The 25943-nt window shown below is 64.5% G+C and carries 24 protein-coding genes and 2 pseudogenes; 16 read left to right on the top strand and 10 right to left on the bottom strand.

Annotated elements, in window-relative coordinates; translation table 11 throughout:
- Window positions 1-114: 114 nt before the first annotated feature.
- Complete coding sequence (locus CWO91_RS14420) at window positions 115-270, top strand: Thivi_2564 family membrane protein (protein ID WP_008546817.1); 156 nt, start codon at window positions 115-117, stop codon at window positions 268-270.
- Window positions 271-330: 60 nt separating this feature from the next.
- Here CWO91_RS14420 and CWO91_RS14415 read toward each other — a convergent pair whose 3' ends face one another.
- The 4 genes from CWO91_RS14415 to cysD all read right to left on the bottom strand — a co-directional run bounded on the left by CWO91_RS14415 (window position 331) and on the right by cysD (window position 5899).
- Window positions 331-531 (bottom strand): CsbD family protein, encoded by a 201-nt coding sequence (locus CWO91_RS14415; RefSeq protein WP_164934719.1) that lies wholly within the window; start codon window positions 529-531, stop codon window positions 331-333.
- A 95-nt stretch (window positions 532-626) separates the two neighbouring features.
- Entirely contained in the window at window positions 627-2792 is a 2166-nt protein-coding gene (locus CWO91_RS14410) for a malate synthase G (protein WP_130214034.1), read from the bottom strand.
- 373 nt (window positions 2793-3165) lie between these two features.
- Window positions 3166-5082 carry an adenylyl-sulfate kinase gene (gene cysC, locus CWO91_RS14405; RefSeq protein ID WP_130214033.1) on the bottom strand — a complete coding sequence of 639 codons (1917 nt, stop codon included), beginning with the start codon at window positions 5080-5082 and terminating at the stop codon, window positions 3166-3168.
- Between the two features lie 22 nt (window positions 5083-5104).
- Entirely contained in the window at window positions 5105-5899 is a 795-nt protein-coding gene (cysD, locus tag CWO91_RS14400; protein WP_130214065.1) for a sulfate adenylyltransferase subunit CysD, read from the bottom strand.
- A gap of 243 nt (window positions 5900-6142) precedes the next feature.
- Between cysD and cysG the strand changes: the two genes are divergently transcribed.
- The 12 genes from cysG to CWO91_RS14340 all read left to right on the top strand — a co-directional run bounded on the left by cysG (window position 6143) and on the right by CWO91_RS14340 (window position 17463).
- Window positions 6143-7567 (top strand): siroheme synthase CysG, encoded by a 1425-nt coding sequence (gene cysG / locus CWO91_RS14395; RefSeq protein ID WP_130214032.1) that lies wholly within the window; start codon window positions 6143-6145, stop codon window positions 7565-7567.
- Window positions 7564-7881 (top strand): DUF2849 domain-containing protein, encoded by a 318-nt coding sequence (locus tag CWO91_RS14390; RefSeq protein ID WP_130214031.1) that lies wholly within the window; start codon window positions 7564-7566, stop codon window positions 7879-7881. The genes cysG and CWO91_RS14390 overlap by 4 nt, the downstream gene beginning before the upstream one ends.
- An 11-nt stretch (window positions 7882-7892) precedes the next feature.
- Window positions 7893-9548: a nitrite/sulfite reductase gene (locus CWO91_RS14385; RefSeq protein WP_130214030.1), complete on the top strand. Its 1656-nt coding sequence runs from the start codon at window positions 7893-7895 to the stop codon at window positions 9546-9548.
- Window positions 9535-10050, top strand: coding sequence for a DUF934 domain-containing protein (locus CWO91_RS14380; protein WP_130214029.1), 516 nt, complete (start codon window positions 9535-9537; stop codon window positions 10048-10050). The genes CWO91_RS14385 and CWO91_RS14380 overlap by 14 nt, the downstream gene beginning before the upstream one ends.
- Complete coding sequence (locus CWO91_RS14375; protein WP_130214028.1) at window positions 10047-10772, top strand: phosphoadenylyl-sulfate reductase; 726 nt, start codon at window positions 10047-10049, stop codon at window positions 10770-10772. Before CWO91_RS14380 ends, CWO91_RS14375 begins: the two co-directional genes overlap by 4 nt.
- Before the next feature lie 112 nt (window positions 10773-10884).
- Window positions 10885-11886 (top strand): sulfate ABC transporter substrate-binding protein, encoded by a 1002-nt coding sequence (locus CWO91_RS14370; RefSeq protein ID WP_130214027.1) that lies wholly within the window; start codon window positions 10885-10887, stop codon window positions 11884-11886.
- A gap of 38 nt (window positions 11887-11924) precedes the next feature.
- Window positions 11925-12761 (top strand): sulfate ABC transporter permease subunit CysT, encoded by an 837-nt coding sequence (cysT, locus tag CWO91_RS14365; RefSeq protein WP_165405450.1) that lies wholly within the window; start codon window positions 11925-11927, stop codon window positions 12759-12761.
- Window positions 12762-12771: 10 nt separating this feature from the next.
- A complete protein-coding gene (gene cysW, locus CWO91_RS14360) occupies window positions 12772-13683 on the top strand; it encodes a sulfate ABC transporter permease subunit CysW (protein ID WP_130214025.1) in 912 nt (303 codons plus the stop codon).
- A complete protein-coding gene (locus CWO91_RS14355) occupies window positions 13673-14707 on the top strand; it encodes a sulfate/molybdate ABC transporter ATP-binding protein (RefSeq protein WP_130214024.1) in 1035 nt (344 codons plus the stop codon). The genes cysW and CWO91_RS14355 overlap by 11 nt, the downstream gene beginning before the upstream one ends.
- Before the next feature lie 208 nt (window positions 14708-14915).
- Window positions 14916-15419 carry a CAP domain-containing protein gene (locus tag CWO91_RS14350; RefSeq protein ID WP_130214023.1) on the top strand — a complete coding sequence of 168 codons (504 nt, stop codon included), beginning with the start codon at window positions 14916-14918 and terminating at the stop codon, window positions 15417-15419.
- 78 nt (window positions 15420-15497) lie between these two features.
- Window positions 15498-16673, top strand: a complete 1176-nt coding sequence (locus CWO91_RS14345; RefSeq protein ID WP_130214022.1) for a DUF3734 domain-containing protein — start codon at window positions 15498-15500, stop codon at window positions 16671-16673.
- A gap of 1 nt (window position 16674) precedes the next feature.
- Window positions 16675-17463, top strand: a complete 789-nt coding sequence (locus CWO91_RS14340) for a 3-hydroxybutyrate dehydrogenase (RefSeq protein WP_091881341.1) — start codon at window positions 16675-16677, stop codon at window positions 17461-17463.
- A 133-nt stretch (window positions 17464-17596) separates the two neighbouring features.
- On the opposite strand, the gene CWO91_RS14335 is transcribed toward CWO91_RS14340, so the two are convergent.
- The 3 genes from CWO91_RS14335 to CWO91_RS14325 all read right to left on the bottom strand — a co-directional run bounded on the left by CWO91_RS14335 (window position 17597) and on the right by CWO91_RS14325 (window position 21157).
- Window positions 17597-18421 carry a sulfite exporter TauE/SafE family protein gene (locus CWO91_RS14335; protein ID WP_130214021.1) on the bottom strand — a complete coding sequence of 275 codons (825 nt, stop codon included), beginning with the start codon at window positions 18419-18421 and terminating at the stop codon, window positions 17597-17599.
- Window positions 18422-18608: 187 nt separating this feature from the next.
- Window positions 18609-19976, bottom strand: coding sequence for a flippase (locus tag CWO91_RS14330; RefSeq protein ID WP_165405449.1), 1368 nt, complete (start codon window positions 19974-19976; stop codon window positions 18609-18611).
- Window positions 19977-20317: 341 nt separating this feature from the next.
- Window positions 20318-21157: a protein-disulfide reductase DsbD domain-containing protein gene (locus CWO91_RS14325; RefSeq protein ID WP_130214019.1), complete on the bottom strand. Its 840-nt coding sequence runs from the start codon at window positions 21155-21157 to the stop codon at window positions 20318-20320.
- A 141-nt stretch (window positions 21158-21298) separates the two neighbouring features.
- Here CWO91_RS14325 and CWO91_RS14320 point away from each other — a divergent pair.
- Window positions 21299-21942 (top strand): annotated as a pseudogene (locus tag CWO91_RS14320) (YqgE/AlgH family protein).
- A gap of 316 nt (window positions 21943-22258) precedes the next feature.
- Here CWO91_RS14320 and CWO91_RS14315 read toward each other — a convergent pair.
- The gene (locus CWO91_RS14315) at window positions 22259-23146 is read right to left on the bottom strand and encodes a TauD/TfdA dioxygenase family protein (protein ID WP_130214018.1); all 888 of its coding nucleotides are present in this window, start codon (window positions 23144-23146) and stop codon (window positions 22259-22261) included.
- A 97-nt stretch (window positions 23147-23243) separates the two neighbouring features.
- Complete coding sequence (locus CWO91_RS14310; protein WP_165405448.1) at window positions 23244-24023, bottom strand: SDR family NAD(P)-dependent oxidoreductase; 780 nt, start codon at window positions 24021-24023, stop codon at window positions 23244-23246.
- Between the two features lie 96 nt (window positions 24024-24119).
- On the opposite strand from CWO91_RS14310, the gene CWO91_RS14305 reads away from it, so the two are divergent.
- Together CWO91_RS14305 and CWO91_RS14300 are read left to right on the top strand one after the other, a co-directional pair.
- Window positions 24120-24854, top strand: coding sequence for an SDR family NAD(P)-dependent oxidoreductase (locus tag CWO91_RS14305; RefSeq protein ID WP_130214017.1), 735 nt, complete (start codon window positions 24120-24122; stop codon window positions 24852-24854).
- Window positions 24855-24918: 64 nt separating this feature from the next.
- Entirely contained in the window at window positions 24919-25293 is a 375-nt protein-coding gene (locus tag CWO91_RS14300; RefSeq protein ID WP_091881369.1) for a CsbD family protein, read from the top strand.
- Between the two features lie 158 nt (window positions 25294-25451).
- On the opposite strand, the pseudogene CWO91_RS14295 reads toward CWO91_RS14300, so the two are convergent.
- A pseudogene (locus CWO91_RS14295) lies at window positions 25452-25943 on the bottom strand (DUF459 domain-containing protein); the annotation flags it as partial.

Here is a 25943-nt window from a genome sequence, read left to right as displayed (position 1 = left end):
CCTTCGCTGCGTCGAGCAAATACGAGAAATTGCAAGGGGTTGCAGAGGCGGAACCCGCGCGCCTTACAAGCGTTAGGACAGCGTCGGCAATTTGCCTAAAGGGGGGTCCTAGCGATGCTGGTCGGCGTACTCGTCACCTTTCTCGTCGTTATTCTCGTACTTTATCTCATCAACATGCTGCCGATGGACGGCCGCGCCAAACAGATCGCGCGCGTGATCGTCATCATCATTGGCATCGTGTCGCTCCTGAAATATCTTGCGGTGTTCTAGCGGACCTACGGATATTCAAACAAAAAGCCCCGGCCTGGGCCGGGGCTTTTTCGTGCTGCCTCAATGCAGCGACTTGAGCCAGTCGTCGACGTCCTGGCGAACCTGGTCCTTGGCCTTGCCATAACGTTCCTGGAGCCGGCCCTCGAGCTGCTCGCGACGCCCCTCGATCAATCGGAGGTCGTCGTCAGTGAGCTTGCCCCATTTCTCCTTGGCCGAACCCTTGAACTGCTTCCAGTTTCCTTCGATGCGATTCCAGTCCATAACCATCTCCATCGCGTTTGATGGCGCTACAACGCAAGCGGCGCGCAGCCGTTCCGCTGCGCGCCGCGACGTTTCGCCGTTCGAACGGAGGCTATTTAACCCGCTGCCTTCGCCTCGCGGCGGCGGGCGGTGAGGATGTACTCGGTGTAACCGTTCGGCTGCTCGCGGCCCTTGAAGATGAGGTCGCAGGCCGCCTTGAAGGCGACGCCATCGAAGGCAGGCGCCATCGGCTTGTAGATCGGATCGCCCGCGTTCTGCTTGTCGACGACCACGGCCATGCGCTTCAGGGACTCCATCACCTGCGCTTCGGCGATGACGCCCTGGTGCAGCCAGTTGGCGAGATGCTGGCTGGAGATGCGTAAAGTAGCGCGGTCTTCCATCAGGCCGACATCGTGGATGTCCGGCACCTTGGAGCAGCCGACGCCCTGGTCGATCCAGCGCACGACATAGCCGAGGATGCCCTGGCAGTTGTTGTCGATCTCCTGCCTGACGTCATCGGGCGCCCAGTTCGACTTCGACACCGGGATGGTGAGGATGTCCGAGAGCTTTGCGCGTGGACCGCCCTTGGTCAATTCCTCTTGGCGCGCGATGACGTTGACCTGGTGGTAGTGCAGCGCGTGCAGCGTCGCGGCGGTCGGCGAGGGCACCCAGGCGGTGGTGGCGCCGGCCTGCGGATGGCTAAGCTTCTGCGCCAGCATATCCGCCATCTTGTCGGGCGCGGCCCACATGCCCTTGCCGATCTGGGCGTGGCCGGGCAGGCCGTCGATCAGGCCCATATCGACGTTCCAGTCTTCATAGGCCTTGATCCAGGCCTGCGCCTTCATCTCGTTCTTGCGGATCATCGGGCCCGCTTCCATCGAGGTGTGGATCTCGTCGCCGGTGCGGTCGAGGAAGCCGGTGTTGATGAACATGATGCGCTTGGAGGCGCGCTGGATGCAGGCCTTGAGGTTGACCGTGGTGCGCCGCTCCTCGTCCATAATGCCGACCTTGAGCGTGTTCTCGGGCAGGCCCAGCATCTTCTCGACGCGGTCGAAGATCTCGCAGGTCAGCGACACCTCGTCGGGGCCGTGCATCTTCGGCTTGACGATATAGGCAGATCCCGTGCGGCTGTTCTTGACCTTGGAATTGCCCTTGAGGTCGTGAATGGCGAGCAGGCCCGACACGGCCGCGTCTAACAGGCCCTCGGGAATCTCCTCGCCGGTCTCGTCCAGCACCGCGTCGGTGAACATGTGGTGACCGCAGTTGCGCATCAGGAGCAGGCTGCGGCCGTGCAGCTTGAGCTCGCCCTTGCCATCCGGCGTCTTGTAGCTGCGGTCGGCGTTCAGCGAGCGCGTCAGCGTCTTGCCGCCCTTCTCGAAATCGGCCGACAGCGTGCCGTTCATCAGACCGAGCGTGTTGCGGTAGACCAGCACCTTGTCCTCGGCATCGACTGCGGCGACGGAATCCTCCATGTCGAGGATGGTGGAGACCGCGGCCTCCATGATCATGTCGGCGACGCCGGCCGGATCGTCCTTGCCGATCGCGCTGCTGCGGTCGATCTTCACCTCGACATGCAGGCCGTTGTTGACGAGCAGCACCGCGCTCGGCGCGGCCGTATCGCCCTGGAAGCCCGCGAACTGTGCGGCGTTCTTCAGCGCGGTGGCGTTGCCGCTCTTCAGCTTCACAGCGAGCTGGCCCGCGACGACGCTGTAGGCGGTGACGTCGGTGTGGCTGCCGGTCGCCAGCGGCACGGCGGTATCGAGGAACGCCTTGGCCTTGGCGATCACCTTGTCGCCGCGCGCCTTGTTGTAGCCCTTGCCGCTCTCGGAAGGATCATGCGGAATGGCATCGGTGCCGTAGAAGGCATCATAGAGCGAGCCCCAGCGCGCATTCGCCGCATTCAGCGCATAGCGCGCATTGGTGAGCGGCACGACGAGCTGCGGGCCGCAGATCTTGCTGATCTCCTCGTCGACATTGGCCGTCTCGACCTTCTGCGTCGCCGGCTCCGGGACGAGATAGCCGATCTCCTTCAGGAAGGCGGTATAGGCGCCGAGGTCGAACGCCTTGCCCTTGTTGGCGCGGTGCCAATCGTCGATCTTGGCCTGCAGCGTGTCGCGGAAGGCGAGCAACGACCGGTTCTTCGGCCCCAGATCCTTGATGATGGCGGCAAGCCCGGCCCAGAACGCATCCGGCGCGATCCCCGTTTTCGGGGCCGCTTCCTTGGCGATGAAATCGAACAGGACGGGAGCGATCTTCAATCCGTGGGCATCGACGCGTTTCATGATGGGCTTTCTTGTTGGAAATGGCTGTTTTTGGCTGCTTTTGACCCGACAGCAGCAAAATGCGCCCATAGGGGGCGGCTTTCGGAGGCCTATTAGCCCCAAAATCAAGGCCGTGAGAAGACCCCTAGGGGTTTGTCAAAATGTCAAGACAGGTCGGCGGGCGGGCGAGGGCCGCACCCAGACGTCAAATGCCAAGCAATGGGCGCGATCTCTCCCCGGCGTCGTCCCGGCGAAGGCCGGGACCTATAACCACAGGGAGAAATTTGGCGAAGATTAGTAGTTCGGGACTCGCACCTCAGCCCACCGAAAGATCACGCGGTATGGGTCCCGGCCTTCGCCGGGACGACACCGATGATGTGGCGCGGGCTGCGACTCAAATATTCGCGGCGAGGTCCACGACTTCGTCGAACAGCACGCCGGTGGTCTTCAGCATACGCTCGATCTCGTCGGCGGCTTCGGCGACCGTCCGTGCCGACGTATCGATCACGAGCTCGGCGGCCTGCGGCGCCTCGTAGTCGTTGCCGATGCCGGTGAACGAGGTGAGTGCGCCGGCGCGGGCCTTCTTGTAGTGGCCCTTGGGATCGCGCTCCTCGCAAACCTCGGCCGGCGTTGCGACATGAATCTCGCGGAACGCGGTGTCGGCGATGCGGCGCGCGGTGGCGCGGTCCTCGCGCGCTGGTGAGACCGCGGCGACGATCGCGATGTGGCCGTTACGAGCGAGGTGCGTCGCAACTTCCGCGAGGCGGCGGATGTTCTCGCTGCGATCAGTGGCGGTGAAGCCGAGATCGCTGTTGAGACCGGCGCGCAGCGTGTCGCCGTCGAGCAGGATCGGCGAGCCGCCATTGGTGAACAGTCGCCGCTCCAGCGCCTTGGCCAGGGTCGACTTGCCGGAGGCGGGCAAGCCCGTGAGCCAGACCACGGCGCCTTTGTGGCGATAGCGCGCGGAGCGCTCGTCAGGGCGCAGCGCCGATTCCACCGGCACGATATCGACCGGCACGGCGCGCTGGCCGGCATCGACCGACAGCACCAGGCCGCCGCCGGCGATGCGCCCGGAGACTTCGATCACGAGACGTCCGGTGCGCGGATTCTCGGTGTAGGAATCGGTGGCAATCGGGCTCGACAGAGAGATGTCGATCTCGCCGACATGGTTGCGGCCGATCGCCTTGTTCTCGCTGCTTTCGAGCTCGCCGGGATCGACCGCCTTCTCGATTGCCACCACGGTGGCGCGGCTTTCCTTCGGCCCGCAGCGGACCAGGAGCTGATCGCCCTTGGCGAGCGGCTTGTCGTGCAGCCAGAAGATCCGCGCGCGCAGACGGCGCGTCTCGCGCGGTGCGGTGCCGGCATGCGCGATGATGTCGCCGCGCTCGATGAACAATTCGCGGTCGAGCGTGATGCCGACCGAGCGGCCGGCGCCCTGCCGGCCCGCGACCGGTGTCACCGGCCAGCTCTCGACCGTCTTGATCTTGGCGATCTTGCCGGCCGGCATGATCACGATCTCATCGCCGGCGATCAGGCTGCCGGATTCGATGCGGCCCGCCACGATGCGGCGGTCGTCGAACTTGTAGATCGCCTGCACCGGCAGCCGCAGCGCCAGCGTCTCCAGCGGCCGTGCCGGCTCAAGCCGGTCGAGCGCTTCGACCACAGTCGGTCCCTTGTACCAGCCGATCCGGTCGGTGCGCGCTGCAACGCCGTCGCCGTCGCGCGCGGAAATCGGGATCACGGCCGTGGGCTTTACGCCGAGGCCACTGAGATGCGCTGAGATCTCGTCGCTGATGGCCTTGAAGCGCTCAGCTGAGAAGTCGACGCGGTCCATCTTGTTAACGACGACCGCAACCTGCTTCACGCCCAAGAGATGCAGCAGATAGCCGTGACGCCTTGTCTGGTCGCGCACGCCTTCGAGCGCGTCGATGATCAGCACCGCGCCATCGGCTTGCGAGGCGCCGGTGATCATGTTGCGCAGGAATTCGGCGTGGCCGGGCGCGTCGATCAGCACGATGTCGCGCGAATTGGTACGGAAGCGGATCTGCGTGGTGTCGATGGTGATGCCCTGGTCGCGCTCGGTCTGGAGTGCATCGAGCAGGAACGACCATTCGAACGGCATGCCGCGCCGCGCGCTGACGGCTTTCAGCATGTCGAGCTTGCCCTCGGGCAGGCTGCCGGTCTCGTGCAGGAGGCGGCCGACCAGCGTCGACTTGCCGTGGTCGACATGGCCCACGATGACGATGCGCACTTGCGGACGCGTGGTGCCGTTCGGAGTGGACGGCGAAGCCGTGGTGACGATCATGTTCATGCGACGCTCGCGTCCTTGGGAATCAGAGATAGCCGGCGACGCGCAGGCGCTCAAAAGCGTCCTCGGTCTCGTGGTCGAGCGCGCGCCCGGCGCGCTCCGGCACCTTGGTCTGTTCGAGCTCGATCAGGATCTCGTCGATGCTGACCGCGGTCGAAACGACCGGATTGGTGATGTCCTGATCGCCCAGCGAGCGATAGCGCTTGCCGTCCTTGGCGAGATACAGCGGAATGATCGGGATGTTCTCGCGCTTGGTGTAGGCCCAGATGTCGGCCTCGGTCCAATGCAGGATCGGGTGGATGCGCAAATGCGCGCCTTGCGGCGGCGAGGCATTGAAATGATCCCAGAACTCCGGCGGCTGATCACGCACGTCCCAATTGCCTTCCAATCCGCGCGGCGAGAACACGCGCTCCTTGGCGCGCGTCGCCTCCTCATCGCGGCGAATGCCGGCGATCAGGCCGTCAAAGCCATACTTGGCTAGCGCCATTTTGAGGCCTTCGGTCTTGCGCGCCGCGGAGCGCGCGGCCGGCGGCAGCGTCGGGTCGACGGCATCGATCGGCGGGCAGGGCTCGACGCGCAAATCGAGATCCCACTCTTTGCCGTAATGATCGCGGAAGCGATACATCTCCGGAAACTTCTTGCCGGTGTCGACATGAAGGGCGGGGAACGGCATCTTGCCGAAGAAGGCTTTCCGCGCCAGCCAGATCATGACGTTGGAGTCCTTGCCGAGCGACCACAGCAGGGCGATCTTCTTCAGCCGTGCGAAGGCCTCGCGGAAGATGTAGATGCTCTGCGCCTCGAGCTGGTCGAGATGGTCCATGCTTGGAGCAAGCTCGGCAGAAAATTCTTGCGCGCGCACGCGCTCAGCCAGCGCCGGATTGCTCAGTCGATCAGCAGCGGAATCGTCCTTGAGAAGATGCATCTCTGCCACTTTGCGTTTGGAGGCGAAAATTCTATAGTTGCATTGCGGAAGAGAAGAAAAAATTTCTCTTTGCGCGCTCGAAACGAGACATATATAGAAAATAATTCCAGTCAACCCCGTTTGTGGGGAAGCGAGTATCGCATGCGGTTCTTGCCGGTGTTTCTCGATCTCAAGACCGGTCCGGTGGTCCTCATCGGCGCGGGCGAGCTTTTGCGCGCCAAGCTGCGCGTGCTCACGGCTGCCGGCGCGCGCATCCGCGTGCATGCGATCGATGGCGATCGTGATCTGCGCCTCAGCTCCGAGGACGCCGCACGCGTTGAAATCGTGTCCGGCGATCCGCTCACTGCGGATCTCTCGGGCGTCATCGCCGTCGTCTGCGCCGGCGCGAATGATGTCGGCGTGGCGATGTCGGTTCGCGCCAAGGCGCTGGGCCTGCCCGTCAACGTGATGGACGATCTCGAACATTCCAGCTTCATCTTCCCGGCGATCGTCGACCGTGGCGAGGTCGTGGTCGCGGTCGGCACCGGCGGCACCTCGCCGGTGGTGGCGCGGCGCGTGCGCGAGAAGATCGAGGCGCTGCTGCCGGCGGGCATCGGCGAGCTCGCCGAATTCATCGGCGGCTTCCGCAAATCCATCAACGAGCGCATCGCCGAGTTTCCGCTGCGCCGCCGCTTCTGGGAGCGCGTCATCGACGGACCGATCGGCGCTGCCGTGCTCGCAGGCCGCAAGAGCGAGGCGGGCGCCGCACTCAAGGCTATTGCTGATCCCTCCGCCTTCGCACGCGCCGACAAGCCGGAAGGCTCGGTCGCGCTGGTCGGCGCCGGGCCCGGCGATCCCGATCTTCTCACCATCAAGGCGCTGCGCGCGCTGCAGGACGCCGATATCGTCTTTCACGACGAGCTGGTCTCGCCTGAAATTCTCGACCGCATCCGCCGCGATACCACGCGCGTTGCCGTCGGCCGTCGCGTCGGCAAGCCAGGCATCGGCCAGGATGCCATCAACAAGCGCATGATCGAGGCCGCGCAATCCGGCCAGCGCGTGGTGCGGCTGAAAGGCGGCGATCCCTTCGTATTCGGCCGTGGCGGCGAAGAGATGGAAGCCTTGCGCGCCGCCGGCATCGCCTATTCGATCATTCCCGGCATCACCGCAGGTATCGGCGGTGCCGCCGATTTCGAGGTGCCGCTCACCTACCGTCATGAAGCAACCCGCATCACCTTCCTCACCGCGCACAAGGCGCGCGATGCCGAAGTCGTGGACTGGTCGACGCTGACCGACACCAAGATGACCGTCGTCGTCTACATGGGCACGACCGCCGCGCCCGCCATACGCGCCGGCCTCTTCGCTGCCGGCCGTTCGCCGGAAACCCCGGTCGGCGTGTTCGCCCGCGTCACGCGCCCCGATGCGCAAGGCGCGATCGGCACGCTCCGCGATCTGCCGGAGCTCGTGCGGCGGACCAATGGCGGTCCTGCCATTCTCATCATCGGCGAGGTGGTCCGGCATGCCGGCTCGCTTCGCCGCCAAACTCCCAACCAAATCATCTCTGACCTCCTGGATGCAGCCGAATGACCTCCCCGCTTGAACAGAAGAAGATCAAAATCGCCGGCCCCTCGGTCGTGACCGCCAACCGCACCTGGGACGGCATTGTGGTCTATCGCACCGCCGCCAAAGGCTGGTCCGCGGACCTGTCGGAAGCCGCGATCGTGCGCAACTCCGACGAGGCGAAGGCGTTGCTTGCTGAGTCCGTCGCCGATGACATCGGCGCGATCGGTCCCTATATCGCGCCGGTGCAGATCGGTGCGGACGGCAAGGTCCAGCCCGGCAATCTGCGCGAACAGATCCGCCGCACCGGCGTCACCATCGGACAGCCGGCCCAGGTTTAAGGCGCTTTCTTATGTATGCTTACGACGAAATCGACCGCACGCTCGTCAACGAGCGCGTCTCGGAGTTCCGCGACCAGGTGAAGCGGCGCCTCTCCGGCGAGCTCACCGAGGACGAGTTCAAGATCCTGCGGCTCCAGAACGGCGTCTATCTGCAACTGCACGCCTACATGTTCCGCGTTGCGATTCCCTATGGCACGTTGGCGACCAACCAGCTGCGGGCGCTCGCCCATGTCGCGCGCAAATACGACCGCGGCTACGGCCATTTCACCACGCGGCAGAACATCCAGTTCAACTGGATCAAGCTCGCCGAGCTGCCGGATGCGCTGGCCGATCTCGCCAAGGTCGGCATCCATGCGATGCAGACCTCCGGCAACAACATGCGCAACGTCACCTCGGACCAGTGGGCCGGCGTCGCGCCCGGTGAGATCGAGGATCCCCGCATCTGGTCGGAGCTGATCCGCCAGCACACCACGCTGCATCCGGAATTCTCGTTCCTGCCGCGCAAGTTCAAGATCGCGATCACCGCGTCCGATCATGACCGCGCCGCGATCAAGATCCACGACATCGGCCTCCGGCTGATCAAGAACGAGAAGGGCGAGACCGGCTTCGAAGTGCTGGTCGGCGGTGGCCTCGGCCGCACGCCGTTCATCGCCAAGACCATCAAGCACTTCGTGCACGGCCGCGACATCCTCAGCTACATCGAGGCGATCTTACGCGTCTACAACCAGTATGGCCGCCGCGACAATATCTACAAGGCGCGCATCAAGATCCTGGTGCACGAGCTCGGCATCGAAAAATTCTCCCGCGAGGTCGAGGACGAGTGGCAGCACATCCGCAACTCGTCGCTCCAGATCGACGACGAGGTGATCGAGGACATCCGTTCGCGCTTCACCTATCCGGCCTACGAGAAGCTGCCGCACATGCCGGACGAACTGCGGCAGGCCGCGGCCGATCCGGATTTCGAGGCGTGGCGCAAGAACTCGGTGGCCCCGCACAAGGTGCAGGGTTACTCGATCGTCACGATCTCGCTGAAGCCGACCGGTGGGCCTCCGGGTGATGCCACCGCCGAGCAGATGGACGCGCTGGCCGACCTTGCCGACAAATATTCCTTCGGCGAGATTCGCGTCGGCCACGAGCAGAACCTGGCGCTGCCGCACGTTGCCAAGCGCGACCTGCCGGCGCTCTGGAAGGCGCTCGACAAGCTCGGGCTTGCGACGCCCAATGTCAATCTGATCACCGACATCATCGCCTGCCCGGGTCTCGACTATTGCTCGCTGGCGAATGCGCGCTCGATCCCGATCGCGCAGGAGCTGACGCGGCGGTTCGCCAATCACGAGCTCGCCAACCTGATCGGCCGTCTCCACATCAACATCTCCGGCTGCATCAATGCCTGCGGCCATCACCATGTCGGCCACATCGGCATTCTCGGCGTCGAGAAGAATGGCGAGGAGGTCTACCAGATCACCATCGGCGGCCGCGCCGACGAGAACGCCGCGCTCGGCACCCTGATCGGCCCGGGCGTGAAGTTCGACGAGGTCGCCGACGTCGTCGAGGATATCGTGGAGGCTTATCTGGCGCTGCGCGAGCGGCCCGACGAGCTGTTCATGGACACGGTCAAACGCCTCGGCGTCGAACCCTTCAAGGAGCGCGTTTATGCCACTCGTTAACGGTGGAAAGATCGTCGACGACAGCTTCGCCAAGCTCGCCGTCGATACGCCGCTGCCCGAGGGCGGCGACATCCTGGTGCCGGCCGAACGTTTCCTCGGTGAGGCGGAAGGCCTGCTCAAGCGCGCCGGCAAGGTCGGCGTGATCTGGCCGAACAATCGCGACATCGCCGAGCTCGTGCCCTATCTCGGCAAGGTCGCCACGGTCGCGCTGGTGTTCCCGACTTTCCGCGACGGACGAGCCTACAGCCAGGCGCGCCTGCTGCGGGAGCGCTACAATTACCGCGGTGAATTGCGTGCCACCGGCCAGGTGCTGCGCGACCAGTTCGTGTTCATGCTGCGTGCCGGCTTCGATGCCTTCGAGGTCAAGAAGCAGGCCGACGCGGAAGCCTTCATGCAGACCGCCAAGCGCTATTCGGTGTTCTACCAGCCGACCGGCGACGGCCGCATCACGGCGCTGCACCGGCGCATGCAGTTGCGCCATTCCGAAGGTGTCGGCACGTGAACGCGATCGCGCCCCAGGTTTCGTCCATTTCTGCGCTGCCCTCGGCGGACGAGCTCGATCGGAGCTTACGCGATGCCTCGCCCGCGGAGGTCATCGCCGCAGCGCTGAAGACGGTCGGGCGCGACAAGCTCGCGCTGGTGTCGTCCTTCGGGACGGAGTCGGCGACGCTGCTCAAGGTGATGGCGGACGTCGACCCGGCGATCCCGGTGATCTTTCTCGACACCGGCTGGTTGTTCGAGGAGACGCTCGCCTATCGCGACACTTTGATCGCGACGCTGGGCCTGAAGGACGTCCGTTCGATCAAGCCCGCCGAGGAAACGCTATCGCGTGACGATCCCGACCGCGACCTCTGGTTCTCCGATCCCGACGCCTGCTGCCGCATCCGCAAGGTGGAGCCGCTGGCGCGTGCGCTCAAGCCGTTCTCGGCCTGGCTCAACGGCCGCAAGCGTTTCCAGGGCAACGCACGCGCCGACATTCCGGTCGTCGAGGACGACGGCGCAAGGTTGAAGTTCAACCCCTTCGCCAATGTCTCGCGCGAGGAACTCGAGGCAATCTTCGTCCGCGCCAAATTGCCGCGTCACCCTCTCGTCGCCTCCGGCTTCCTGTCGGTTGGGTGTATGCCTTGCACGAGCAGAACCGCCGAAGGCGAGGATTCTCGCGCCGGTCGCTGGCGCGGCCGGACCAAGACAGAATGCGGCATTCACACGATGAAGACTTCGTAGCACAGTCAGGCTGCGACATCGCGAACAAGAAAATCCGGTTCCGTTGACTTAAGAGCGTTTCGACCCGAGTTATGCCTGCACGCCTTCGCTGACACCGACGTCAACGAAGTGAATGGAGATGGACATGATGCGCCGTATCGTTCCGCTCGCTGCAGGACTCCTCTGGGCAAGCTCGGCTCTCGCCGCTGACATCAATCTGCTGAACGTGTCGTACGATCCGACGCGCGAGCTCTATGCCGAGTTCAACAAGGCGTTCGCGAACGCCTATCAGAAGGAAACCGGCAAGAGCGTCGAGATCAAGCAGTCGCATGGCGGCAGCGGTTCGCAGGCGCGCGCGGTGATCGACGGGCTGCAGGCCGATGTGGTGACGCTCGCGCTCGCCTATGACATCGACGCCATCGCCGCCAAGGGCCTCACCACAGCCGATTGGCAGAAGCGGCTGCCGCAGAATTCATCACCCTACACCTCGACCATCGTCTTCCTGGTGCGCAAGGGCAATCCCAAGGGCATCAAGGACTGGGACGATTTGATCAAGCCGGGCGTCGCCGTGATCACGCCGAACCCGAAGACATCAGGCGGCGCGCGCTGGAATTACCTCGCAGCGTGGGGCTTTGCGCAAAAGAAGTTCGGCTCGGCCGACAAGGCCAAGGACTTCATCGGAAAGCTCTATCAGCAGGTGCCGGTGCTCGATACCGGTGCGCGCGGCGCCACCGTGACCTTCGTCGAGCGCGGCGTCGGCGACGTGCTGCTCGCCTGGGAGAACGAGGCGTTCCTCGCGCTGAAGGAGTTCGGCGCGAACAAGTTCGAGATCGTGGCGCCGCCGCAATCGATCCTCGCCGAACCGCCGGTCGCCATCGTCGACAAGGTTGCCGATAAAAAAGGCACCCGCAACGCCGCCGATGCCTATCTCCAGTATTGGTATACCAAAGAGGGGCAGGAGATCGCCGCGCGCAATTTCTACCGTCCGCGCGATGCCGAAATCGCCAAGAAGTACGAAAGCGCGTTCGCCAAGGTCGAGCTGTTCACGATCGACGACGTCTTTGGCGGCTGGACCAAGGCGCAGCGGGAACATTTTGCCGACGGCGGCGTCTTTGATCAGATCTACAAGAACTGATCGAGCGCCGTCTTAGGAGGCTTTTAGCAGGGGGCCTGGTGAGCGCACTCGCAGCACGACGCCGGACATTGCCGGGCTTCGGTCTCACCATGGGACTGACGCTTTCCTGGCTGTCCGTGATCATCCTGATTCCGCTCGCCGGCCTGTTCCTGAGGTCGCTCGAGCTGAGCCCGGAACAGTTCTGGAACATCCTTTCCAGCCGCCGCACGCTGAACGCGCTCCGCGTCTCCTTCGGCCTCGCCTTCGCGGCGGCCTGCGTCAATCTGGTGATGGGCAGCATCATCGTCTGGGCGCTGGTGCGCTATCGCTTTCCCGGCCGGCGGCTGTTCGATGCCATCGTCGACGTGCCATTCGCGCTGCCGACCGCGGTTGCCGGCGTGGCGTTGACTGCGCTGTTCGCCGAGAAGGGCTGGTTAGGAGCGCCACTCGCGGCGCTCGGCATCAAGGTGGCGTTCACGCCGGTCGGCATCTTCGTTGCCATGATCTTCATCGGCATTCCCTTCGTGGTGCGCACGGTGCAGCCGGTGCTCCAGGATCTCGATCCCGAGATCGAGGAGGCCGCGGGCAGCCTGGGCGCCAGCCGCTGCCAGACCATCATCCGCGTGATCCTGCCGTCGCTCGCACCGGCGCTGCTCACCGGCCTTGCGCTCGCCTTCGCCCGTGCGGTCGGCGAATACGGCTCGGTGATCTTCATCGCCGGCAATTTGCCCAATGTCTCCGAGATCGCGCCGCTGCTGATCGTGATCCGGCTGTCCGAATTCCGCTACGCCGATGCGACCGCGATCGCGGTGGTCATGCTCGTCGTCTCCTTCGTCATCATCTTCGCCGTCAACCGGCTCCAGCGCTGGGCGCAGAGCCGGATCCCGGAGCGTTGAGGGGGATGCGATGACGATGCAGATCGCAGAATCCGCTTCGCTGGTCTCGCCCGATGCGCGCGCACGTGCGCATGCGGCCGCGGCGCGCGACAGCCTGCGTACCGAGCCAAGGGCGGTGCGCATCACCATCATCGCGCTGGCGATGATCTTCCTCACCGTCTTCGTCGTGCTGCCGCTCGTCGTGGTGTTCGCCCAGGCGTTCTCGAAAGGAATCCTGGCCTATCTCGCCGCGCTGGCCGAGCCGGAGGCGCTGGCCGCGATCAGACTGACGCTGCTGGTCGCCGCGATCTCGGTCGGTCTCAATCTTGTTTTTGGTCTCATCGCGGCCTGGGCCATCGCCAAGTTCGACTTCAGGGGCAAGACCTTCCTGATCACGCTGATCGACCTGCCGTTCTCGGTGAGCCCGGTGATCTCGGGCCTCGTCTTCGTGCTGCTGTTCGGCGCGCAGGGCTATTTCGGCAGCTGGCTGCGCGAGCACGACATCCAGATCCTGTTCGCGGTGCCCGGCATTGCGCTCGCCACCACCTTCGTGACCTTCCCCTTCGTGGCGCGCGCGCTGATCCCGCTGATGCAGGAGCAGGGCACGCAGGAGGAGGAAGCTGCGATCTCGCTCGGCGCCTCGGGCCTGCAAACCTTCTTCCGCGTCACGCTGCCGAACATCAAATGGGGCGTGCTCTACGGCGTGCTGCTCTGTAACGCCCGCGCGATGGGTGAGTTCGGCGCGGTCTCGGTCGTCTCCGGCCACATCCGCGGCGAGACCAACACCATGCCGCTCCTGGTCGAGATTCTCTACAACGAGTACCAGTTCGTCGCCGCCTTCGCGATCGCCTCGCTGCTGGCGATGCTGGCGCTGATCACGCTGATCGCAAAAACCGTTCTCGAACGTCATCTGGACGAAGGACAAGACGCCCGTGACCATTGAAGTCAGGAATCTCGTCAAGAAGTTCGGCAGCTTCAAAGCGCTCGACGGTGTCGATCTCAAGGTCGACAATGGCGAGCTGGTCGCGCTGCTCGGGCCATCAGGCTCCGGCAAGACCACGCTGCTGCGGATCATCGCCGGCCTCGATTGGCCAGACGCCGGCGACGTCTCCTTCAACGGCGAGGACGCGCTGGCGCAGGGCGCGCGCGAACGGCATGTCGGCTTCGTGTTCCAGCACTACGCCCTGTTTCGCCACATGACCGTGTTCGAGAACGTCGCCTTCGGCCTGCGCGTGCAGCCACGCGCGGTCCGGAAAGACGAAGCCACGATCCGTGCGCGGGTGAAGGAGCTGCTCGATCTCGTGCAGCTCGACTGGCTCGCCGACCGCTATCCGAGCCAGCTTTCCGGCGGTCAGCGCCAGCGCATCGCGCTCGCCCGCGCCCTCGCGATCGAGCCGCGCATCCTGCTGCTCGATGAGCCCTTCGGTGCGCTCGATGCCAAGGTGCGCAAAGAGCTGCGCCGATGGCTGCGCTCGCTGCATCACGAGATCAACGTCACCTCGATCTTCGTCACCCACGACCAGGAGGAGGCGCTGGAAGTCGCCAACCGCGTCGTGGTGATGGACAAGGGCCGGATCGAGCAGATCGGCTCGCCCGACGACGTCTATGAAAGCCCGGCCACCGCCTTCGTCCACGGCTTCATCGGCGAATGCATCGAGCTCCCGGTTGAAGTGGACGGCGGCGTGATCCGGCTCGGCGACCGGCCACTGCGACTTACTGCCGACGGGCTTACGCCTGGCGCGTCAAAACTGTTCGTGCGGCGACATGACATGCTGGTCGGCCCGCCCGGCTCCGGCGCCTTCGAGGGCGCGGTTCAGCATGTCCGCAATTTCGGCCCCGTGCAGCGCGCCGAGGTCGCGCTGTCAGGTGGCGAGACCATCGAGATCGACGCGCCCCGCGATAGGGAACTGCGCGCCGGCGACACAATTGGGCTCGAACCGCGCCGCTACCGGATATTTGCGGGCTAGATCCCCGTCATTCCGGAATGGTCCGAAGGACCAGACCCGGAATCTCGAGATTCTCAGGTGCACAACTGCGCACCTCGGGTGCGCAACTGCGCACCAGAGTTCAGCGCAGCGCGCTGCCCCGGAATGACACCGAGCAGATTTTCCTCAAAATTCACCTTTCAGCCACGGTTGGTATGCAACAACGGCCCCTCATTTGGGGGCCTGATTCATGCGCGCTGCGGCCGCAATATCAATCACTTTGCTTTTGGCCGGCTGCGCCGGCAACGAAGCGCCGGTCCAGCAGCCGTCCATGTATATCGACATGGCGGTCCCGGGCGCCAAGCTCGATGCGCAGGCGGCCGCCGTGATGATCTCGCAATACCGCCAGAACAACGGGCTCGGTACCGTCGTGATCGATCCCAATTTGATGCTGCTCGCCGAATCCCAGTCCCAGGCCATGGCGGCCGCCAACAAGATGGACCATGACGTTCGCGCGCCGCTCGCCAAGCGGCTCGCCGGCGGCGGCTATCCCGCGACCGTCGCGGTCGAGAACGTCTCGGCCGGCTATCATACGCTGGCGGAAGCGTTTTCCGGCTGGCGCGACTCGCCGCCCCACCGCGCCAACATGCTCAAGGGCGGTGTCACAAAACTGGGCATCGCGGCGGGCTATGCTCCCGGCACCAAATACAAGGTGTTCTGGACCATGATCCTGGCTTCGACGGACCCGCGATAAGCCAGACTTGATCCCGGGATGCATTGACGCCGCAGCGGACTGTCGCCACGGTGGCTCGCCTTTTGCTATTGTTCCCTCATGACAGATCATAGTCCGGACTCCGCCAGCATCCCCGCAAATGCGCAACGCGTCCTGGTCCTCCAGGGCGGTGGCGCGCTCGGCTCGTACCAGGCCGGCGCCTTCCAGGCGCTGTGCGGCCACGGCTTCGAGCCGGAGTGGGTCGCCGGCATCTCCATCGGAGCGATCAACGCCGCCATCATCGCCGGCAACGAGGGCCGCACCCGCGTCGAGCGGCTGAAGGAATTCTGGGAGATGGTGTCGGCGCCGGTGCCGTGGAAGCCGATCGGCAAGAGCGATCACAGCCGCGAGCTGTTCAACTCGACGAGCGCGGCGCTGATCGCGACCTTCGGCGTGCCCGGCTTCTTCGTCCCGCGCGTTCCGCCGGCGCCGCTGTGGCCGCCGGGTCATCCCGAAGCGGAGAGCTATTACGATACCGCGCCGCTGAAGAAGACGCTGGAGCGTCTGGTCGATTTCGACCGCATCAACGATGTGAAGACGCGTCTGTCGATCGGTGCGGTCGGCGTCACCTCCGGCAACTTCAAATATTTCGACAATTACGAGTTCAAGAAGCTCGGCAAGAGAATCGGGCCCGAGCACATCATGGCCTCCGGCGCGCTGCCGCCGGGGTTTCCGTCCGTGATCATCGATGGCGAGCACTATTGGGACGGCGGCATCGCCTCCAACACGCCGCTCGATTACGTGCTCGATGCCGAGCTCGCCCGCGACATGCTGATCTTCCAGGTCGATTTGTTTTCCGCGCGCGGCGATTTGCCGACCTCGCTGCTCGAGGCCGCCGAGCGCGAGAAGGACATCCGCTATTCCAGCCGCACGCGGATGAACACCGACAAGAACAAGCAGCTGCACAACGCCCGCCGGGCGGTGCGCGACCTCATCAGCAAGTTGCCGGATTACCTCAAGAACGATCCTTCCGTCGAATTCCTCGCCAAGGCGTCGCGCGAAAGCACCGTCACGGTGGTGCACCTGATCTATCGCAGCAAGAACTACGAATCCTCGTCCAAGGACTACGACTTCTCGCATGTCGCCATGGTCGAGCATTGGGAAGCCGGCGTGCGCGACGTGCATCTGTCGATGCGCCACAAGGACTGGCTCGAGAAGCCGCAGTCCGGCGAGACCATGGTGACCTACGATCTCACGGGGGACGTCACCGCACCCTCGGCAAAAAGGAGCGAATGAAATGGGTAGTCTGTCAGGCAAGAACGCCGTCGTGACCGGATCGACCAGCGGCATCGGGCTCGCTTACGCACGCGCCTTCGCCGCCGCCGGCGCCAACGTGGTCATCAACGGCTTCGGCTCGCCCGAGGACATCGAGAAGGAACGCGCCAAGATCGAGTCCGACTTCAAGGTCAAGGCGATCTACTCGCCCGCCGACATGACCAAGCCCGCCGAGATCGCCGGGATGATCGCGCTCGGCGAGAAGACGTTCGGTTCGGTCGACATCCTCGTCAACAATGCCGGCATCCAGTTCGTCTCGCCGATCGAGGAGTTTCCGCTCGAGAAGTGGGACCAGATCATCGCCATCAACCTGTCCTCGGCCTTCCATGCCATCCGTGCCGCCGTTCCCGGCATGAAGAAGAAGGGTTGGGGCCGCATCATCAATACTGCGTCGGCGCACTCGCTCGTCGCCTCGCCCTTCAAGTCGGCCTATGTCTCGGCCAAGCACGGCATCGCCGGTCTCACCAAGACTGTGGCGCTGGAAGTTGCGACCCACAAGATCACCTGCAACTGCATCAGCCCCGGCTATGTCTGGACGCCGCTGGTCGAGAAGCAGATCCCCGACACGATGAAGGCACGCAATCTGACGCGCGAGCAGGTCATCAACGACGTGCTGCTCGATGCGCAGCCGACCAAGGAGTTCGTCACCTCCGAGCAGGTCGCCGCGCTCGCCCTGTTCCTGTGCAGCGACGATGCCGCCCAGATCACCGGCACCAATCTCTCGATCGACGGCGGCTGGACCGCGGAGTAAGCGCTCGATGCCGTAGGGTGGGCAAAGGCGCGTCAGCGCCGTGCCCACCATTTTTCCGCGCTTGAAAGAAGTGGAGGGCACGCTTTCGCTTTGCCCGCCCTACGAAAGCGAGAACGAGGCGGCAGCCTCTCGCTCAATGCGTCCAGGCCAAAGCCGTCACGAAGGCGGACGACAAATTCAATTCCGCAAACATGATCTTGCCGGCGACCACGAACAGCACGCTGGCAAGCGTCAGGCGCAGCACCGTCTCAGGGACGCGCGTCGCGCTGAAACTGCCGACGATGATGCCGGGCAGCGAGCCCATCAGCAGCACGCCCATCAGCGCCCAGTCGACGTCACCGAGCGCCCAGTGTCCGATACCGGCAACCAGCGTCAGCGGCACGGCATGGGCGATGTCGGAGCCGACGATGGTCGCCATCGGCAGGCGCGGGTAGAGCAGCAGCAACACGGTGACGCCGACCGCACCGGCGCCGACCGACGAGATCGAGACCAGCACGCCGAGCGCGATTCCGGTGATCACTGTCGCAATTGCGGTGACGCGCTCGTCGACCTGCTCAAGGCGTTTCCGGTAGCGATCCATGATCGACTTGCGGAAGATCAGCGACGTCGCAGTCAGGATCAGCGCGAAGCACAGCACCAGATTGACCAGGCTGCGCTCGGTATCGCTCTTGAGGTCGAGCTTCCACAGCACCAGCAGCGTCACCGCGCTCGCCGGAATGCTGCCGCAGGCGAGCCGCAGCACCGCCGGCCAATGCACGCTGCGCGACCAGCCATGCACCACGCTGCCGCCGGTCTTGGTAGCGGCGGCATAGAGCAGGTCGGTCCCGACCGCCGTGGAGGGATGAACGCCGAACAGCAGGATCAGGAGCGGCGTCATCAACGAGCCGCCGCCGACGCCGGTCATCCCGACCAGCAGGCCGACGCCGAAGCCAGAGGCGACGTAGAGTGGATCAAACATGTCCGGGGAATCTTAGGTTGGTCTCGTCGGTTGGGCAATACGACGTAGAATGAACTTTCTCCGGCATGCAACTGTTTGGATCAAATAAGAAAAATCATGCTGCAGGTGGGAGATGCATAGCCATTTTGCCCTGTTCACCGGCGTCTTGCGAAACCGCCGTTCCCCAACGGGCAGGCAGCCGCATGGCCTATTTGCCAAACGCCAGCACGTGCAGGCCGAGGCGCTGCCGCACGATCCAGAACAAGAGCACTGTCTCGAAGCTGAGCGAGATCGAGGTCGCGGCGGCGGCGCCGTGGCCACCGTAGCGCGGTACCAGTGCGATGCAGAGCACGACGTTCATCACGAAGGCCAGCGCATAAGCGAGCGCGCAGATTCTCTGCTGGCCAAGCATGTTGAGCAGCCGCTCGACCGGCCCGATCGCGGAGCGCACCACCAGGCCGATCGCGGCCACGAACATGATGTCGTAGCCGACTACAAATTGTGGCCCGAACAGCCAGAGCAGCGGCTTGCCGAGCGCAAGCAGCACGATGGTCGCCGCCAGCGACGGCCAGAACGTCCAGCTGATGGCGTGCGCGACATAGGCCGACAGCCGCGCCTTGTCGCCGCTTGCGTTGTATTCGGCGAAGCGATGCGCGGTCGTCGCCGACATCGCGTAGTGGATGAAGGAGACCAGCGCCAGCGTCTTGACCACGGCAAAATAAACGCCGACCTCGTCGGAGGGGCGGAACTGCTGCAGCACCAGTACGTCGGTGTAGGACAGCAGCAGGTAAAAGCTCTCGACCAGCAGGATCGGCAGCGAGATGGCGAGCCAGCCGCCGATGTCGTAGGCCTTGGGGCCCGGCTCGATGTGGTCGGCGAGCTTGCGGTTCAGCACCAGCATCTGCCCGGTCATCGCGATCCACACCGCACCTAGGCTCGCGATCATCGCGGCAACCGCGCCGAGATGATAGCCGAGCAGGAAGGCAGAGGCCGTGATGCCGATGATCAGCGCCTGGCGGATGATGAATTGCGGCATCAGCCCGAGCTGCATCCAGTCGTGCGAGCGCGCGATGCCGTCCTGGGTGTTGGCGACGACGAAGGCCGGCAGCGTCATGCAGCCGATATAAAGCGGCAGCACCTCGGCCGGATCGATCCAGGGTGAGAGCAGCCTGACGATGCCGGCAAGGCCGAGCGACACCAGCGCGGAGACGGCAAAGGTTAGCCAGCGGCTGCCGGAGAGAAAGCCGCGCAGCAACGCATGCTCGCCGCGGGCGCGGTACTCCGGAATGATCTTTTGTGCGGAAGCGGAGATGCCGAAATCCATCATGCTGCCGAGCAGCAGCACCCAGGTCCAGACATAGACGTAGACGCCGTAGTCGGACGTGCCCATCCAGCGCGCGAGCAGCACCTGCGAGACATAGGCGAGGCCTGCGCTGACGACGCGGATGACGAAGATGGTGCCGGCCAGCCGCCGCGTCAGCGAGGCCTCGCTCGAGCCGCCCGTCAGCCTGCCGCGCAGCCGCGCGATCAACCCGGCCGGTCCGGTCGTTGCGGGTTGTGCATCCATCACGGCCAATTCGAGATCCCCGGGGGGTTCCGCATGCTGCGGCATGCCCGGGAATTAGCAACCATTCGTTAAGATTCGGTTGGGTGGGCTTCCTATCGTCGGCGTCGTCCCGGACAAGAATAGCTCTGGGCAACGCGAAGCGTTGCCAAGAGCGGCGCGCCGATCCGGGACCCATACCCACAGGGCGAAGTTTGACGAAGACTCGGAGTGACTTGCCTCGCGCCTCACCCGATCCTGTGGCTATGGGTCCCGGATCGGCGCGCGCTTGAGGCGCGCTTGTCCGGGACGACAGTTGTGAGTTGTCGCTGGCAGGCAACTCCTCGTCGTCCTCACTTCGCCGGGACGACGGCTTACTCCAAATTCGTATTGAACTCGTACGACTTGTCAGGCCCGACCAGCGTGAACTTCAGCGCCGCACCGTCGGGCTTGGCGCCCGGCGGCAGCCCGTCGAGCTCGAAGGAGAATCGCTTCACGTCCGGCGGGCTGGGCTGGACCAGGGCCGGAATCGGCAGCGCCCAATCGGGCGTCGGCCCTTCCACGAGCAGGTTGACGCTGCGCGCGTCCGCCGGCGCGACCACGTCGACGACCACCTTGTTGCCGTCACGCTTGACGTCGCGGATAGTGAGCGGGTTGGGATCGCCGATATTGGCGGGTTTGGGGACGGTGTCGAGCGCTGCGCGCAGATTGGCGTCCTCGGTCGAGGCGACGCTGTTGAAGCCAAGCTCGGCGCGGGCCTCGACAGGAATGCAGAGCTTCTCGCACACGGCATAGTTGATCTCGGCGCGTAAGGTCACCGGCTTGTCGGCCGCCTTGGCGACGATGCGCAGGGGCAGTACGATCTGGTCGCGATAGCCGATCGAATGACCGCCCGCGCCGTCGTCGAACTTCAGCGGCGCCGGCCACATGATCGTCACCGCCTCGACATTGTCCGACTTGGAGAAGTCGAACCGCGGCGGAACGCCGGAGTCGCCGGGCGTACGCCAGTAGGTTTTCCAGCCCGGCTGGAGCTGGAAGGCGATACCGCCAAGCAGGACAGCGCCGCTGCGCGACCCCGCGACCAGCCGCACTGCGGAATGTCCGTCGCGCTGCCACGGCGAAGCGTCGTCGGCCCGGGCTGCGACTGCCAGCGACGACGCGAGCAGGGTTGTCGCGACGCCAATCGCCGCACGCAAGGGAACTATGCTGGACATGGCACGTCTTTACAGGGTGGCCCCGGGGCAAACCATTGAATTGCTTGTGATGGATGCATCTGAATCAAGTCTCTGCAAGCCTTGATTTGACAGCCGCCGGGCCCGACATCAGGATAGGAATTGAAACCGGAGTGCTTCACCATGGCTCCTACAGGCAAAAGGACGGGCGAGAGCACCCGCAGCGCAGGCCCCGCGCTCCCCAATTCGGCCGGTTATCTCGACGGCCGGCTCCTGATTGCGATGCCCGTGATGGGCGATCCCCGTTTCGAGCGCTCCGTGATCTATCTCTGCGCCCATTCGGCCGAAGGCGCGATGGGCATCATCGTCAATCACCCCGCGGGCTCCATCGACTTCCCCGAGCTCCTGATGCAGCTCGGCATCATCAAGAAGGGCGAGCACATCAAGCTGCCGGAAAATGCCGAAAGCATGAAAGTGCTGCGCGGCGCCCGGTCGACACCGGGCGTGGCTTCGTGCTGCATTCCAGCGACTTCTACATTGAGAACGCGACGCTGCGGATCGACGAGGGCGTCTGCCTCACCGCGACCGTCGACATCCTGCGCGCGATCGCCAACGGCTCCGGCCCCAAGCACGCCATCCTCGCGCTCGGCTATGCCGGCTGGGCGCCGGGTCAGCTCGAGACCGAGATCCAGAGCAATGGCTGGCTGCATTGCGACGCCGACACTGACTTGATCTTCGGCGACGATGTCGATGACAAATACAACCGCGCCTTGCAGAAGATTGGCATCGATCCCGGCATGCTCTCCAACGAGGCCGGGCACGCGTAGCGTTAGCCGTCGTCCTGGCGAAAGCCAGGACCCATTACCCCAGGGAGTAGTCGTTGAAGCGAACTGGTAACCACCAGCCTTCGCCAAACTGCGCTCGGTGGTAATGTAATGGGTCCTGGATCAGCGCTCGCTCCGCTCGCTGGTCCAGGACGACGATGGTGATTGATGCCGTCGCTCCGCCCTCCAGCGTCGTCCCGGCGAAGGCCGGGACCCATACCCCCAGGGAGCGGTTGTCAAGGCGATCTGGCAACCACCAATCTTCGCCAAACTAGATTCGGTGGCTATGGGTCCCGGCCTTCGCCGGGACGACGAAAAACTACTCCGCCGCCTGCTGCTGCACCGTCGGCTCCGTGCCGGCCACCGTCGCGCGGCGCATGTCGCGCGGTTGCGACTGGTCGTAGCGGCGGACGCGGTGCATGGTCTGGCGGTTGTCCCACATCACGAGATCATGCAGCTTCCATTTGTGGACGTAGACGAACTCTGCTTGCGTCGCGTGCTCGTTCAGGTCGCGCAGCAGCAGCCGGCCCTCCGGCACGCTCATGCCGACGACCTTGCCGGCATGCGATGAGAGATACAGCGATTTGCGGCGATGCACGGGGTGCGTGCGCACCAGACGCTGCAGCACCGGCTTGAACATCTCCTTCTCGTCGTCGGTATATTCGGTGAAGCCGAGCGATCCCCGCGAATACATCAGCGAGTGCTCGCAGACGAGGTTCTCGATCTCCGCCTTGGTCTCCTCGTCGAGCGCGTCATAGGCGGCGCGCATGTCGGCGAATTCGGTGTTGCCGCCCTTCGGGTTCACCACGCGCGCGGACAGCAGCGAGAATTTTGCCGGAATGGGGCGGAACGAGCTGTCGGAATGCCACAGGCAATTGCCGAGGTTGAACAGATGCGCGCGGCTGTCCTTCGCCAGCGGCTTGCCGTCCTTGCCGAGGTTCGAGACATCGTTCAGCCCGGATTGCAGCCGATAGTCCTTCTCCTTGGTGACGGTGCCGCCGCGCGCGTCCTCGCGCTGGCCGAAATTCAGCGCAAACGCCATCTGCTGCTCGTCGGTGATGTCCTGGTCGTGGAAGACCAGCACCGCGTATTTGTCCATGGCGGCTTCGACTTCCCGCGCCTCGTCCGGCGTGAGCGGCTTTCGCAGGTCGAGGCCCGACACCTCACCGACGAAATGCTTCTGAAGCTGCCGGATGGCGATCGTCATGGCGTTTTCTCCCGCATCTGCGAGCGGTTTCCCCGCTCCGTTTGCGAAAAAAATGACTCCCGCGTCCGGCGATGTCAACGCGTCGCGCGCATGGCTCTCACGCGTTGCGGGCCATCAGCCCGCCGTCGACCGGGATCACCGCGCCGGTGAGGAAAGAGGCGGCCGGCAGGCACAGGCTGAGCGTCATATGCGCGACCTCTTCAGGGTCGCCATAGCGGCCGAGCGCGGTGCGGCGCTTGGCGTAGATGGTCTTGTGCTCCTCGGAAATGCGATCGGTGATTGCCGTGCGGATCGGGCCGGGACAGATGCAGTTGACGGTGATGCCCTCGCGGCCGAGCTCCACCGCCAGCGAACGGGTGAGGCTCGCAACGCCGCCCTTCGCCGCCGAATAGGGGCTATGTAATGCAGTGGCGCCAAGCGCTTCGGTCGAGGCGATGTTGACGATGCGCGGGCTCTTCGATTTGCGCAAGTGCGGCAGCGCGGCGCGGATGACGCGCGGATGCGCCGTCAGCATCACGGCGAGGCCCTTGGCCCATGCGTCCTCATAGGTCTCGTCGTCGATCGCGACACGCACGGAGATGCCGGCATTGTTGACGACGATGTCGAGCCCGCCGAAATGCGCCGCGACATCGCCGACCACGCGCTTGATCTCGCCGCCGTCGGCAACATCGAGCTTCCACGCCTTCGCTGCCCCGCTGCTTGCCGAGATCTCCTTGGCGACTGCATCGGCGCCGCGCTCGTCATAATCGGTGACGGCGACGTTCGCACCTTCAGTGGCGAACACGCGCGCGGTGGCGCGTCCCATGCCGCTGGCCGCGCCGGTGACGAGGACGGTCAGGCCCTTCACGGACCGGCTGAGCGGTTTGAATTCGAACATGCTGCTTCCTCGCGCCCTGCTTGTTCTTGTTATGATTGACAAGGCTGGCATCGATCCGCAGACAGGTCAAACAAGCAAAACAAAAGGGAGGCCGCGATGAACGAGCTCGATTTCTCAGGCAAGCAGGTGCAGGTGGTCGGCGGTTCCAGCGGCATCGGCAACGGCATCGCGCAGGCCTTTCGCGCCAGGGGTGCGCATGTCGCGGTTTGCGGCACGCGTGCTCGGCCTGCGGAATATTCCATCGAGGAAGGCTCCGATCTCACGGGTCTCGCCTACGCGCAGCTCGACGTCAGCGATGCCGGTGCGATCGAAGCGTTCAAGCCGCCCTTCGAACGGCTCGACATCCTGGTGCTCGCGCAGGGCGCAGTGATCTATCGCCGCGGCGAATTCGAGATGACGGGTTTTCGCAAGGTCGTCGAGGTCAACCTGATGAGCCTGATGGCGTGCGCAACGCGGTTTCATTCCATGCTGCGGGATGCGAAGGGCTCTCTGATCATAGTGTCCTCGACCGCCGCCTATCATTCCACCATGGGCAATCCCGCCTACAACGCCTCGAAGACCGGCGCGGTCGGATTGACGCGTACGCTGGGCGAGGCCTGGGCCGAGGACGGCATCCGCGTCAACGGCATCGCGCCCGGGCTCGTCGACACCAAGATGACGAAGGTGACCACCGACAATCCCAAGCGGCTCGAAGGCGCGCTGGCGCGCATTCCGCTGCGGCGATTGGGCACGCCGGCCGACATGGCGGGCGCGGCGCTGTTCCTGGCTTCGCCGCTATCGTCCTACATCGTCGGCCAGACGTTGGTCGTCGATGGCGGCCTCATTCTGTAGGCAATGATAAGGAACTGCGCTGCTTCTGATCGGTTACTTCGGCTGATCACCGAGGAGGATTATCATGGACGCGGATCGGATCATTGGATCAGCCAAGGAAATGGCGGGCGGCGTGGAAGGCACCGTGGGCGAGATGGCGGGAGACGCAAAAACGCAGGCCTCAGGCAAGGCACGGGAAGCCGCAGGGACAGTGCAGAATCTATACGGCCAGGCGAAGGACGCAGCGCGAGAAGCCGCAGACACGGCCACCAGCTACGCCAAGGATGCCTATGAGGCGAGTGGCGATACGTTCCGCGACGGCTCGCAGGCGATTGCGCGGAAGGTGCATGACAACCCGCTCGGCGCGCTGCTGATTGCCGGCGGCATCGGCTTCGCGCTCGCGCTTCTGATGTCGCGCCCCGCGCGCCGCCCGCCGCCGCGCTGGCGCTATTACGGCTGAGACATCCGCCATTCCGGGGCGCGCCTCTTGGCGTGAGCCCGAAATCCATCCATCCATCGACATGAATGGTAGAGCGATGGATTCTCCGATGCGCAATTGTGCATCTGAGCTCGCGCTACGCGCGCCCGGGACTGACATCTCAAATCAAAAGAGAAAAATTACCGGAACATTTCGGCCGATCGCCCGACATTACCCGGCGGCCGCGGGATCGCGGGGTTCAGATTCGGATTGCGAGGGCCCGGGGGCGGCGCCAGTTGACGCGACGGCGGTGGCGGCGGCGAGCCGAAGCCGAAGAAATCCCGGAATGACGGCGCTGCCTGTGCCGGCTGCTGTGGCGGGAGCTGCGGCTTCTTCGGCGCGAGTTTTGGCGGGGCGACCGCGGCGGCGGCTCCCGGTGAGCCGTGAGCAACGCTGCCGTCAGGCGTCGTCGCCGCCATCGGCGTATCGCCCTTGGCCTGCTCGCGGCCGACTTCGCGGCGCGGCCAGGCATAATCATCGGCACGGCCGGCCGGAGCCGTCAGCGGCTCGCCTTTCACCATCGTCTTCGCAGCGAGCGCATCGACGGCGGCGGGACGCGAGCCCGGCCCGCCCAGCAATTGATCGGTCGAGATCGAGGCCGCAACCAGCGGAACGATCGGGCCGGCCAGCGG

Origin of the sequence: Bradyrhizobium genosp. SA-3 (assembly GCF_004212635.1) — a bacterium.
Taxonomy (GTDB): Bacteria; Pseudomonadota; Alphaproteobacteria; order Rhizobiales; family Xanthobacteraceae; genus Bradyrhizobium.
This window is presented reverse-complemented; position numbering and strand designations above follow the sequence as displayed.

Bases quoted from the DNA above. Each gene is read 5' to 3' on its own strand.
- CWO91_RS14410 (WP_130214034.1), bottom strand. From the start codon at position 2,792: ATGAAACGCGTCGATGCCCACGGATTGAAGATCGCTCCCGTCCTGTTC.
- CWO91_RS14300 (WP_091881369.1), top strand. From the start codon at position 24,919: ATGGACGCGGATCGGATCATTGGATCAGCCAAGGAAATGGCGGGCGGC.
- CWO91_RS14335 (WP_130214021.1), bottom strand. From the start codon at position 18,421: ATGTTTGATCCACTCTACGTCGCCTCTGGCTTCGGCGTCGGCCTGCTG.
- CWO91_RS14305 (WP_130214017.1), top strand. From the start codon at position 24,120: ATGAACGAGCTCGATTTCTCAGGCAAGCAGGTGCAGGTGGTCGGCGGT.
- CWO91_RS14390 (WP_130214031.1), top strand. From the start codon at position 7,564: ATGACCTCCCCGCTTGAACAGAAGAAGATCAAAATCGCCGGCCCCTCG.
- CWO91_RS14385 (WP_130214030.1), top strand. From the start codon at position 7,893: ATGTATGCTTACGACGAAATCGACCGCACGCTCGTCAACGAGCGCGTC.
- cysG (WP_130214032.1), top strand. From the start codon at position 6,143: ATGCGGTTCTTGCCGGTGTTTCTCGATCTCAAGACCGGTCCGGTGGTC.
- CWO91_RS14420 (WP_008546817.1), top strand. From the start codon at position 115: ATGCTGGTCGGCGTACTCGTCACCTTTCTCGTCGTTATTCTCGTACTT.
- CWO91_RS14340 (WP_091881341.1), top strand. From the start codon at position 16,675: ATGGGTAGTCTGTCAGGCAAGAACGCCGTCGTGACCGGATCGACCAGC.
- cysC (WP_130214033.1), bottom strand. From the start codon at position 5,082: ATGAACATGATCGTCACCACGGCTTCGCCGTCCACTCCGAACGGCACC.
- CWO91_RS14310 (WP_165405448.1), bottom strand. From the start codon at position 24,023: ATGTTCGAATTCAAACCGCTCAGCCGGTCCGTGAAGGGCCTGACCGTC.
- CWO91_RS14350 (WP_130214023.1), top strand. From the start codon at position 14,916: ATGCGCGCTGCGGCCGCAATATCAATCACTTTGCTTTTGGCCGGCTGC.
- CWO91_RS14325 (WP_130214019.1), bottom strand. From the start codon at position 21,157: ATGTCCAGCATAGTTCCCTTGCGTGCGGCGATTGGCGTCGCGACAACC.
- CWO91_RS14370 (WP_130214027.1), top strand. From the start codon at position 10,885: ATGGAGATGGACATGATGCGCCGTATCGTTCCGCTCGCTGCAGGACTC.
- cysD (WP_130214065.1), bottom strand. From the start codon at position 5,899: ATGGACCATCTCGACCAGCTCGAGGCGCAGAGCATCTACATCTTCCGC.
- CWO91_RS14315 (WP_130214018.1), bottom strand. From the start codon at position 23,146: ATGACGATCGCCATCCGGCAGCTTCAGAAGCATTTCGTCGGTGAGGTG.
- CWO91_RS14380 (WP_130214029.1), top strand. From the start codon at position 9,535: ATGCCACTCGTTAACGGTGGAAAGATCGTCGACGACAGCTTCGCCAAG.
- cysW (WP_130214025.1), top strand. From the start codon at position 12,772: ATGACGATGCAGATCGCAGAATCCGCTTCGCTGGTCTCGCCCGATGCG.
- CWO91_RS14345 (WP_130214022.1), top strand. From the start codon at position 15,498: ATGACAGATCATAGTCCGGACTCCGCCAGCATCCCCGCAAATGCGCAA.
- CWO91_RS14415 (WP_164934719.1), bottom strand. From the start codon at position 531: ATGGACTGGAATCGCATCGAAGGAAACTGGAAGCAGTTCAAGGGTTCG.